This is a genomic window from Mucilaginibacter sp. P1_D10, from assembly GCF_056406215.1.
Window position 1 is genome coordinate 1 of record NZ_JBFUAP010000032.1, and the last position, 12569, is coordinate 12569.

Annotated in this window: 7 protein-coding genes and 2 rRNA genes; 7 read left to right on the forward strand and 2 right to left on the reverse strand. The window is 44.3% G+C overall.

Annotation, left to right across the window (positions count from 1 at the left end):
• Window positions 1-207 precede the first annotated feature (207 nt).
• The 7 genes from AC1DYT_RS26455 to AC1DYT_RS26485 all read left to right on the forward strand — a co-directional run bounded on the left by AC1DYT_RS26455 (window position 208) and on the right by AC1DYT_RS26485 (window position 11943).
• Window positions 208-510: a DUF4286 family protein gene (locus tag AC1DYT_RS26455; RefSeq protein WP_477472486.1), complete on the forward strand. Its 303-nt coding sequence runs from the start codon at window positions 208-210 to the stop codon at window positions 508-510.
• Between the two features lie 7 nt (window positions 511-517).
• Window positions 518-1072, forward strand: coding sequence for a dTDP-4-dehydrorhamnose 3,5-epimerase (gene rfbC, locus AC1DYT_RS26460; RefSeq protein WP_477472487.1), 555 nt, complete (start codon window positions 518-520; stop codon window positions 1070-1072).
• A 254-nt stretch (window positions 1073-1326) separates the two neighbouring features.
• Window positions 1327-2160 carry a M57 family metalloprotease gene (locus tag AC1DYT_RS26465; RefSeq protein ID WP_477472488.1) on the forward strand — a complete coding sequence of 278 codons (834 nt, stop codon included), beginning with the start codon at window positions 1327-1329 and terminating at the stop codon, window positions 2158-2160.
• Between the two features lie 187 nt (window positions 2161-2347).
• Window positions 2348-5047 carry a S8 family serine peptidase gene (locus AC1DYT_RS26470; RefSeq protein WP_477472489.1) on the forward strand — a complete coding sequence of 900 codons (2700 nt, stop codon included), beginning with the start codon at window positions 2348-2350 and terminating at the stop codon, window positions 5045-5047.
• A gap of 109 nt (window positions 5048-5156) precedes the next feature.
• Entirely contained in the window at window positions 5157-7991 is a 2835-nt protein-coding gene (locus tag AC1DYT_RS26475) for an outer membrane beta-barrel protein (protein WP_477472490.1), read from the forward strand.
• Window positions 7992-8019: 28 nt separating this feature from the next.
• Window positions 8020-8796 carry a GLPGLI family protein gene (locus tag AC1DYT_RS26480; RefSeq protein WP_477472491.1) on the forward strand — a complete coding sequence of 259 codons (777 nt, stop codon included), beginning with the start codon at window positions 8020-8022 and terminating at the stop codon, window positions 8794-8796.
• A gap of 312 nt (window positions 8797-9108) precedes the next feature.
• Complete coding sequence (locus AC1DYT_RS26485) at window positions 9109-11943, forward strand: P-loop NTPase fold protein (RefSeq protein WP_477472492.1); 2835 nt, start codon at window positions 9109-9111, stop codon at window positions 11941-11943.
• A 237-nt stretch (window positions 11944-12180) separates the two neighbouring features.
• Here the strand turns inward: AC1DYT_RS26485 and rrf are convergent.
• Both rrf and AC1DYT_RS26495 read right to left on the reverse strand, forming a co-directional pair.
• Window positions 12181-12292 (reverse strand): 5S ribosomal RNA (rrf, locus tag AC1DYT_RS26490).
• Window positions 12293-12385: 93 nt separating this feature from the next.
• Window positions 12386-12569: ribosomal RNA gene (locus AC1DYT_RS26495) — 23S ribosomal RNA — on the reverse strand; the annotation flags it as partial.

Sequence of the window (12569 nt, forward strand, 5' to 3'; positions counted from 1 at the left end):
GGTCATTGGGGGTCATTGGGTCATTGGGTCATTGGGTCATTGGGTCATTGGGTCATTGGGTCATTGGGTCATTGATAAGAATTTTGAATGTGGGATTGTGTTTTAAATAAAATCGAAAAAAATCAGTGTTAATCGGTGTAATCATCCCCTAATCGGTGTAATCTCAAAAAAGAATCGGTGTAATCAAAAAAATGTACTTTTGCCCCCATGATTATTTACAACGAAACGTTTATCCTCGAAGATACGGTTGAGCAGGAATGGCTGGCCTGGATGAAAGAGGTGCAGATACCCGCCATTATGGCTACAGGTTACTTCTCATCTCATCAGATACTTACCATTATCGATTCGCCTAACGAGGGCATTACTTACTGCGTGCAATACATGGCCGATACCATCGAGCAGTTTCAGGAGTATTACAGCGGCCATCTGTTCCGTTTTCAGGATGGGCACCAGCAACAATTTGCCGAGCGCTTTGTATTGTTCAATACCGTTATGAAAACCGTAGACTAACCATAATATGACCGCTACCCAAACCATTGTCCCCGGCGTAATAATATTAGAGCCCCGCATATTTACCGACGACCGCGGGTACTTCTACGAAAGCTATAGCAAACGCACCCTTGCCGAGGTAGGCATTGAGGCTGACTTTGTGCAGGATAACCAATCCATGTCGCAAAAAGGCACAGTTAGGGGCCTGCATGCACAGGCGCATCCTTTTGCGCAGGGCAAACTGGTGCGCGTTTTACAGGGCAGCGTAATGGATGWAGCGGTAGACGCGCGCCTTGGCTCGCCAACCTATGGCAGGCATGTTGCCGTGGAACTAAGCGCTACCAACAACCTGCAGCTGTGGGTACCGCCCGGCTGCCTGCACGGCTTTGTAACGCTGGAGGATAACACCATCTTCGCTTACAAAGTAACCAACTACTACGATAAAGCATCAGAAACGGGCGTGCTATGGAACGACCCCGAACTGGCCATTGGCTGGGGCCTTGCAGAGACCGACGCTGTAGTATCTGCCAAAGACCAGGTGCTGCCTGCTTTTAAAGATTGGCAAAGCCCGTTCAATATTTAATAAAGTCACCCTTTAAAAAAACAAAACGCTCTGCAATTAAGTTTGCGTTTTTTGTTCTGGTGCTACCTGCTAATTTATTCCTAAATGTTTTAAATGCACGGGCTTGGTGAAGCGGCTGTTAAAAGTTATCAACACATTATCAAAATATTAACTCAAAAGTAACTTTTGTGTCATCTTTTTCGTAAATATGTGTACTTAACAAATAACTAACATTTAACTCACTTAACCCACTTACCTCACTTAACTACATTTACATGAAAACTAATTTTTTATTTAAAACCGGCCTGGCGGCTGCGGTACTATCAACCGTGCTTTTCGCTTGCCAAAAAAATGCAAAAACTCCCGTTACGCCCCCTGCTTCGTCAACAGAATTATCTGCCCAGGTAAAGCAAAGCATTGCCGGCATGGGTTTCAGCACGGTTGATGCGCATAAAGTAGACGGCGGTTACCTCGTAGAAGGCGATATCCTTTTAACCGATGAAAACCTTTCCGAAGGCACATCCGGCCCCGTATTACGGATTGCCGAATCTGAACAGTACCGAACCACCAACCTGGTAAAAAACTTACCGCGTACGGTTACGGTGTCCATATCAAACCTGCCTGCCGTTTACGGTACCGCTACCCAAAACGCCATTGCACGCTACAATGCGCTTAACTTAACCCTTCAGTTTCAGTTTGTGGCAAGCGGCGGTCAAATACAGGTAGTTGGCTTTAACCAGGGCCCAAGCGGTGGTTATATTACTTTAGGTTCATCGGGCTTCCCAACCAGAAAAGGTAACCCTTACGGCCAAATCCAGATGAACACCAACGCACAGGCTTATGGCACAAACCCCGATGTAAACTACCTTACTTCGGTTTTACAGCACGAAATGGGCCATTGCATTGGTTTCCGCCATACCGATTACTTTAACCGCGCATATAGCTGCGGTGGTACGCCAACAAACGAGGGCGCTTCAAACATTGGCGCTATACTTATCCCGGGTACGCCATCAACTGCTGATGCAAACTCATGGATGCTTGCCTGCTCTAATGGCGGCGACCGCACTTTCAACGCCAACGATAAAGTTGCGCTTAACTATTTATACTAAGTTAAATTAATTAAAAATTAAGTGTTAGTTTTACATAAAGGGGAGTATATGCTCCCCTTTATGTTGTTATACGCCTATGTTAAAAAAAGGGGCCTGCCTTTTATACTTACTTGCAAGCTTTATATTTTGTGAAGCCCAAACTACCCGTGCCGATAAAAGTATCAGTGCCATATATTCGGCTGATAAAATGAGCGCAGAAAAGCAGCCCGATAGCCTTTATTATTACCTTGTAAATATTAAAAACCCTGCAAAGTTTGCCACACAGAAAGTCCGCCCCGTAAAAAGGGTGTCTTATAATTACTATGTGGTTTCCTCTACTCAAAAGCTAATTGCCGATAGCAATATGGCAATTGTTGCCGCCGCAAACCCGCTTTGGAAAGCGGATGACAGGCTGGCCAAATTAACCGCAGAACACCCCAACAGCACAAAACTGATAACGCTTGTACTAAAACAGGCCGATGAGAGCAGCCTTGCAAAACTAAGCCGGGCAACTACAATTATCAGCACAAGCGGCAACGCTATCATCATAAAAACTCCTTTAAAACAGCTTAGCAATATATTAGCCGATGGCAATATCACCTTTGCGGGCCTGGTGCGTAAAGCGCACGAAGAACTGGCGATAGACAACATCGACCTTGACGTAAATAACATCGCCGCTATAACCGGTAACTATCCCGGCATAAACGGCAGCGGCATTAATGTAAGCCTGAAAGAAGAAAACTACGACGAAACCGATATCGACCTGATTGGGCGTTCGTTTATTGCTGCCCCGGCATCACCAAATATTTCGGGGCATGCCAACGTCATGGCAACTTTAATTGGCGGCAATGGCAATTCGTATATAAAAGGGCTTGGTGCTGCGCCGGCAGTAAAATTTACTTCGTCGGATTTTGCCCGGCTTTCGCCCGATAGCACCCCATATTTCAAAAATTACCACATCAGCATTCAAAACCACTCATACGGGGTGGGCATCGAAAATTTTTACGGGATAGAAGCTGCGGCCTACGATGCACAACTTTATGAACAGGATACCCTGGTGCACGTGTTCTCGTCGGGCAATATCGGTACCACGGCACCCGAAACAGGCATTTACAACGGTATAAGCAATTTAGCCAACCTCTCAGGCACTTTTAAACAAGCAAAAAATGTACTGGTAGTAGGCGGAACCGGCCACACCAATATACCCGAGGCCTTAAGTTCGTCGGGCCCGGCCTATGATGGGCGCGTAAAGCCCGAACTGGTTGCCGATGGCGAAGACGGTACCTCCGGCGCAGCGGCGCTGGTATCGGGTACAGTTGCTTTGTTACAGCAGGCCTATAAAAAACAATATCAACGTCTCCCCCCGGCCGCATTAATAAAAAGCGCATTGATTACAGCTGCCGATGATATCGGCCAGCCCGCAGTAGATTTTAAAACCGGCTACGGCAAACTAAACGCTTTAGAAGCCGCGAGGATATTAAACGAGGCGCGCTTTAAAGCCGGAACCTTAAGCAACAACGGGCAAAGCAGTTACCAAATTACGGTGCCACCCAACAGCGGCATGCTTAAAATATCATTAGCCTGGAATGATGCCCCGGCCACGCTGAATGCGCCATCGGCATTGGTAAACGACCTCGACCTAAGCGTTACCACACCCTCGGGCCAAACCTTATTGCCATGGGTGCTCAGCAACTACCCCTCGGCAGATTCGCTTACGAAACCTGCAACACGCCGGCGTGATACACTTAATAATGCCGAGCAAATAACCCTGCAAACGCCCGAAGCGGGCGTTTATACCATCAGTGTAAAAGGCAGCCGCATAGTAACAGGTACGCAGCCCTTTTATATAACTTACTCGGCCATAGCGGCCAACCATTTCGAGTGGGTATTCCCGCTGAGCAATAACCAAGTATTCGCCGGCCAAGATAATTACCTGCACTGGCAAAATACCTACAGCAACGCAAGCGGCCAGTTAAGTGTAAGCTACAACCATGGCACTACCTGGCAACCTGTTACCAATGTTAACCTTGCTGATGGTTTTTATAAATGGGCTCCGCCGGATACATTTACACAGGCTATGCTACGGTTAACCATCAATGGCGGGGATCATATCAGCCCGGAGTTTACGATCTCCAGGCCACTGGTCCTTAACGTGGGCTACAACTGTACCGACGGAACGCTTTTACACTGGAGCCCTCAGCCCGGCGCAACGGGATATACTATCTACAGCATTAAAAATAATATTTTACAGCCGCTAACTACAAGCACCGATACTACAATTACTATCCCTGCGGCGATGCAAACATCAAATTATTTTGCTGTAAGCGCCATGGGCAATGGCTTCGAGGGGATAAAAAGTTATACTATTGATGCTACAACACAAGGCGTGGGCTGCTACGTAAAAACCCTGTTGGCCAACATAACCACGGACAGTAAAATACAACTAACGCTATCGGTTGGCAGCGTAGTAAACCTGAAAGATATTACCTGGGAAAAACTTATCGGCACAGATAAATACCAACCAATAGGCACTACTGCCATTGCTGCAAATGCACTCATTTACCAGTTTACAGATACCACACCCAAAAAAGGCATCAACTACTACCGGGCAAAACTAAGCACTACCGATGGCAAAATTACATACTCGGATAATGCAAGCGCCATCCTTTTGCAAGCGGCGCAATTTACCCTATACCCTAACCCGGTTACCACGCAGCTAAACATCCTAAGCGGCGACATTAAGGACTACGACCTAAAATTGTACGATACCATGGGCATTTTACGGTTCAGCAAAACCTTCAACGGGCTGCAAAATGAAATACCGCTGCGCATAAATCCCGGTGTATATGCCTGCATCATCTCATTTAATGGCAGCGTGCTTTACAAAGGCAAAATAGTTAAGCTTTAGTAACAATATTGCTATTTAACACTTCAGTGGCTGTTTTTAACACATTTTAACAAGTTGAGTTTCTTCTACTAAGATTTTAGTTATATCTTGCGTGCACTAACTCTAAACTATGAAAATCACATTTACAGTACTATTCTTCTTTTGTATTTGCACATTTTCGGCCATGGCACAAAAAACGTACTCGGTGAAAGGCACCCTGCGCGATTCTGTGGCCAATGTTGGGCTGTTCAACAGTTCGGTAAGCGTGCTGAACGCTAAAGACTCTACCCTGCGCAAATTTGTGCGGGCCAATAGCAGCGGCGCGTTCAACTTATCGGGCCTGGGCAAAGGCAGCTTCATCCTGTTGGTTACCTACCCCGATTATGCCGATTATGTAGAAAAATTCACGCTCGATTCGGTACATACCGACCACAACTTCGGCAACATCAACATGTCGCTAAAATCGAGATTATTGAAAGAAGTGCTTATCAAAGGCACCGTGGCCGCCGTAAAAATAAAAGGCGATACCACCGAATACAATGCCAAAGCATTCGTTATTCAGCCAAACTCTAAGGTGGAAGATTTGCTGAAACAGCTCCCCGGCATACAGGTAGATAAGGATGGCAAGATAACCGCGCAGGGCCAAACTGTAAAAAAAGTACTGGTTGATGGCGAAGAATTTTTTGGCGACGACCCAACGCTGGTTACCAAAAACATCCGCGGCGATATGGTAGATAAAGTACAGCTGTACGATAAAACCAGCGACCAGGCAGCCTTTACCGGCATAGATGATGGCGACAAAACCAAAACCATCAACATCAAATTAAAAGAAGATAAAAAGAACGGCTACTTCGGCAAAATAGATGCAGGCGTGGGCACCGATGGTTTTTACCAGGGGCAGGCACTGTTCAATAAATTCAAAGGGAAAAAGAAATTTTCGGCCTATGGCACCCTGGGTAACACCGGCAAAACCGGTTTGGGCTGGGAGGATAACAACAAGCTGGGCACGGGTGGCGGCCTGACGTTCGGCGACGACGGCGGCGCATACTTCGATGGCAGCAGCAGCGACAATGGCCTCGATTCGTTCAGCGGGAATTATGAGGGCGAAGGTATCCCGGTAGCGCGTACCGGCGGTGTACACTACGACGATAAATGGAAGGCAGATAAATACAGCCTTAATACCAATTACAAAATAGGTTCGCTTTCGGTAGATGGGATGCGCAATACCATAACGCAGCAAAACCTACCCGATGCCAGCAACAGCAATACCAGCATCATCAACAGCGTAACCAACCAAACATTCAACAATTACATGTTCAGGCAAAAGCTGGATGCCACCTACTCGGTTAAGTTGGATAGTACCGCTACGCTGAAATTCTCAGTAGACGGAACGCTTAAGAACAGCACTGCCCGCACCGGCAACCAGAGCACCCGTACCCGTGCCGATAACAGCTTGCTGAACCAGAACGACCGTTCGGTTAATAACGACGTAGACCAGCAACTCTTCAACGCAACGGTATTGTACACCAAAAAATTGAAGAAAAAGGGCCGCACATTATCTGTTAACGTAAACACCGGCTTTACCGATAATAAGGCAGATGGTTTCCTGAAATCGAACCTGGGCTTGTATGACGAACAAGGCCAATTGTATAGCAGCCAGATAATAGATCAGCAGAAAATCGATAACACCAAAACCTCAAAATTCGGTACTAATGTTACTTACACCGAGCCCTTCTCTAAGTACCTATCTATGATACTGAGCTATGGCATCAACTTCAATAACAGCGATGCCGACCGCCGCTCATACGATCAATCGGCCCCGGGCAATTACAACCTGCTGAACGATTCGTTGAGCAACCATTATATCTTTAACCAGGTATCTAACCAGGGCGGGCTTAACTTCAACTACAAAAAAGGAAAAAGCACCCTGCGGTTCGGTACACGCCTTGCTGATGTTACCTTCAACCAAAAAAATCAAATTTTGGGCACTTCTGCAAAACGGAGTTTCATCAACTGGAACCCTACGGCCAATTATCAATATAAAATATCTACTTACGGCGGTATCAGCCTAAACTATTACGGCAGCCAAACCCAGCCAACGCTAGATCAGTTGCAGCCAATCCGCGTAAACACCGACCCGCTTAACGTGGTAATTGGTAACCCCGGCCTAACGCCATCATTTACCCATCGCGTTAGCATGTGGTACAATATGTACAAAGTTCTTAGCGAGCAATCGATATGGCTAAACGGAAGCTATAACGTTACTACCAACCCTATCGTGAACAGCGTGTTTACTGATTCAACCGGTAAAAGCACCATACAAGCCATAAATTTATCCAACCAGCGCCAGTCGAACTTTAACCTTAGCATAGACCTTGGTAAAAAAGTTACGGCAATAGGGATGAATGTTGGCGCAAGGTTAAGCGCAAACGGCAATATTTACTATAACATGGTAACTACCAGTAATACGCCTGCACAACTTAACCGCACAAATTCAAACACCTACTCGGGGCAGATAACCCTATCTAAATATAAAGAGAAAAAATACCAGGTATATATCGATGCCGGCCCCGATTACTCTGTAGGGCAATCATCTGTGCAACCCAACAGGAACAACAACGCCCGTGGTTTTAACGCCAGTTATTATATCGAGGTTTACCTGCCGCTTAAATTCAAGATAGGTACCGACGCGCAATACCAGTATAAAGCGGCTACGCAATCAATTCCTGAAGATTTTTCGCAAACGATTGTTAATGCCAGCTTAACAAAATCGTTCTTGAAATCAGAAGCCTTAAAACTCAGCCTGCAAGGGAGAGACTTGTTGAACCAGAATTCGGGCTTCAGCCGCAATTCATTTGGCGGGAACTATACACAATCAAAATACACTACCATACGCAGGTATTTTATGTTATCGGTAGTATGGGATTTTAGCGGCATGGGCGGCGGCACGCAACCAAAGAAATAAGGCATTAACATATCAAGATATCATACATATGAAAAAGCAACTGTTTGTATTATTGGCCTGCCTGCTCAGCAGCGGCATACTATCGGCACAGAACGCGCATTTTACCACATCGGGCACTATAGAGTACGAGAAGAAAGTAAATATGTACGCGGTTATCAAAAAAGTAATTAATAAGGATAACGAAAGCTGGTACACCCCGGCGTTCGAATCGTACAAGAAAAACAACCCGCAGTTTAAAACGCTCCTGAGCAAGATGACCTTCGGCAACAACAAAACGCTGTACACGCCCATAGAGTCTGACGACCCGCCGAGCAACAGCTGGTTTAGTGATATGCCCCTTGCGCAACAGATAAACACCATTTATACCGACCTGAACACCAACTTCAGCATCACCAATAAGAAGGTCTTCGACGAAGCCTTCCTGGTAAAGGACACCACCCGCAAAATAAACTGGAAGATAACCGACGAAACCCGCGAAATTGCAGGCTATACCTGCCGCCGCGCCAACGCCATCGTGATGGATTCCATTTATGTAGTGGCGTTCTATTCAGACGAGATACCGGTATCCGGGGGTCCCGAATCGTTCAGCGGCCTGCCCGGCATGATATTAGGCCTTGCCCTCCCGCATGAGAACGTCACCTGGTTCGCCACCAAAGTAACCGATGTGCCCGTTGCCGATGCCACCATAAAAGCACCTGTAAAAGGCAAACCCGTAGACTATAAAAGCCTCTTCAACACCCTAACCACGGTAATGAAAGACTGGGGCGAATACGGCAAGAAGTTCTTTAAGATTTACCTGTTGTAGAACATCAGGCCTGCGGAGCGTAGCCAGATGCGCGGCTACCCTTCGCAGGCTCTTTCCTTACTATATCTCTATTGGGCGCAGCAATTGCTGCCTACTTTCTCTATAACGCCAACCATCAGCGCATTGCCCATAAAAGGGAGTGCTTAGCATAAGATGTGCCATTTGCAAGTCTCACTACCTACGCGAGACATAGTCTCCTCGTTCTAAATTAAGATAAAAGGTTTTTTATTAATATCCGTAAAAAACGCTTAATTTAATCACCTAAACCGATGCTCAAATAACTATTGTAATTTCACTATCTCAAGTCAAACTATGTCTTCAAATAAAGTCAACGTTATTAATGATAGTGTTTTTTCATCTTCTGCCGAGGCGATAATTATTCCCCGCTCAACGGTTGGCACTGTAAGCGAAGGTGTGGGGCGGCAATTTGAGCAAGCGTTTAACAGGGCCTTGCCAAAACTTGAATACAAGACGTTAGGGTCGATAGAAATTACGACTTATAATTTGCCAACCATTCAATCCTTTACGCTTAAGCCTTTCTCTTATATCATTTATGCGGTTTCGGTAGGTACTAATTTTAGCACTTACGAAGCTATTACGAATATCATAAGAGAAATTGGGGAGTTTACAAAAACAAACTCAGGTGTAAAAAATGTTGCGACAACACTTTTAGGGACGGGCGCCGGAGGACTGGATTATAAAGAAGCTTTTATAGTAATTAAAAATGCTTTTATAGAATATTCCCGAGAAGACTGCGTCTTGGACGTATTTATCATAGATGACCTGGCTTTTACTACATTAATAAAGTTGGAGGAATCATCATCTCCGCAACCTGTTGACGCGCAGATTGATTCATTGGATGAAAGCACCCGTAAAAACCTATTTCTAGATTATTTGGCCACTTATCAATGTTATTTGGTCGGATCAATCTGGAGTGGCGCAAAGGACCAATCATCTCGTTTTTTTAAAAATGGAATATGGGAAAATGGCCGGGACGATAAATATATTCAATTAGTCAAAGACATCCCGGTAGGAAGTGTCTTATTTCTAAAATCGACCTTTGCCGTCGGTTCCAAAAACTACTTAAGAATTAAAGGAGCGGGCGTTGTAGTTTCCAATCCTGGTTCAGGCCTTCTCTTAAATATAGATTGGAGAGTAAAAAATGTTCAATATGATATAGGCGGCAGGGGTTCATATAGGAGTACCGTTGCCAAAATCAACGACCCAGCCATTAAAGATATCTTAGGATCTATTGTAGATTGGGAGTTATTTAAAAATGAATTGTTCGGCGATACCCCCAAAGACCAGAATGATATTTCAAGCAACCCTACATTAATTGCTGAAACAGATGGAGAAAGTAGAGGGCGTTCAATAGAGTCAACCTTTTTAACTGACTATTACGCCGATAAAGATCTTTTGAATTATGAACTATATGCCAGTGCAATTGTTGCATTTATTAACCATAAAAACACCGCCCCTCCGCTTACTATTGGCATAATGGCGCCTTGGGGAAAAGGCAAAACAAGCTTGATGCGCTTTATACAAAAGAAATTACAAGCTATAAAGCCTATCTTAAAAGAACCAGATGATAATGTTCCAGATTCCCCAAAAGGTAACGTAAAAACTGCTACATTTTTTCTATTTAAGCAATGGATAGACAGGGCAAAAGAGCGATTCAATTACGCAAAATCGTTGCAGTATCCCACGGTATGGTTTAACGCCTGGAAGTTTCAAAAAAACGAACAAATTTGGGCAGGCTTCGCATATGAGATAATCCATCAATTAGTTAATCAATTGCCAACTACTTTAGCCAAAGAAGAATTTTGGTTGCGATTGAACTTAAAAAGAATAGACCAGGAAAAACTTAAAAATACCCTTAGATTTAAAGGAATTAATAAAATATTCAATGCCTTATTGGGTTTTGGGATAACAGCAATTACTTTCATTTCAAGTTTAATTTGGCATTTTCCGATATTCACCAGTTTATTTACGTGTGGCCCATTGCTTTTGATTTCAACATTTGCATATTTAAAACTTAAGGCGAAAGCGGACAATGAAAAAGTTGATTTTGATATTACTAAATATATAAAGCAGCCTGATTATGCAAGTAAACGAGGGTACTTCAATGAGGTGGAAGAAGACCTCAGAGATGTAATGAATTTGTTGATTTCAGATGATTGCCCCGCTGTACTTTTCATTGATGATCTTGATCGGTGTTCACCTAATACTGTTGCAGAAATTGTTGAGGCTATAAACTTATTTATCAGTGGCGATTTTCCAAAGTGCTATTTTATTCTGGGCCAGGATGCACAAATGGTTGCCGCATCCTTGGATGTAGCCTATGATAAAATCAGTGATAAGTCCTCCCATATTTATCGGGAACAAGGCTCTTTAGGGTGGCATTTTATGGAGAAATTTGTCCAATTGCAATTTTGCATCCCCATTATTAACGACGATCTCTCAAAAGCCTTTTTTAAAAGCTTTTTTAATACAAAGGCAAGCGTCACAGATGAAGCGCACCAAAAAGACATAGAAGAGCAAGCTAATGAAATTTCAACCCGGATAGAGCAGGCTACAAGCATCAAGGATCTTTTAACCCCAGAATTAATGAAACTTGAAGAAGGCCTAAAACTTTCCGACCCAATTCGTGCTGTTCAGCTACAAGAACAAATTATTGAAAAAGCTGCAAATGAATACGATGACAACGACCCGGAAGTTTTTAATTTAATTGATGAATTGGCTGAATTTGTGGGCAGTTCTCCGCGCGCCATTAAGCGATTTATAAATCTTTATAGATTTTACAAGTTTTTACAACTGACAAATCGCAATAGCAAATTACAAGAGGTATCAAGTGTTCATATCGGCCAGTGGATTATCTTTATGATTCGTTGGCCTCAACTTGTAAGGGCTATTCAGTGGAATACAGAAAGCAACCTTATTACTGGAGACACCGCACTAAAACGAGCAATGACATTTCAAAAGGTCGTGTTCCAATATGCTAACTATCAGGAATGGGAGCATGCCATTACCGCGCTTAATGATAAAACCTCGCTATGGCTAAAAGATATCGATTTATATAATTTCATCAACGTTTGTGAAAAATCAGGCAACAAATTAGACAGTGCCGTACGCATGGGCATCTGGTAATACTTTTAGGTCCGTTCTGGCGTGAGTATGCCGGACTGGCGTGTGGGAGAGTTACTCGTGCCGTTACCACTTGGAAGTACTAGCCTCGACTGTCGAGGGATTACAAGTGCTTCCCGCCTTTTTCTCACCGTTAGGTTCCGGCTACGATTAACCACCCGCCACGAAAAAACCTTATAAACGAAGAAACCCCTTCATCGTTAGATGAAAGGGTTCTTGTTAAGGCCAATTGGCATTAAGATTTGGCACCGACCTACTCTCCCACATTTTACTGCAGTACCATCGGCTCTGGCGGGCTTAACTTCTCTGTTCGGAATGGGAAGAGGTGGACACCGCCGATATAGGCACCTGAAGGCTTTTAGATTTGAGATGTTAGATATGAGATCGATTGGCCCATATTGCTATGGACTATCGACTATTAGCTATCGACCCTTTAATTACCTGCTATGAGAAAGCTTCGGATGATTAGTATTACTCGGCTTTGATGTCACCACCTTTATACCTGTAACCTATCAACGTAGTAGTCTGCTACGATCCTCAATGGAAGTCTCATCTTGTGGCTAGTTTCGCACTTAGATGCTTTCAGCGCTTATCTATTCCCAACGTAGCTACTCTGCAATACACCTGGC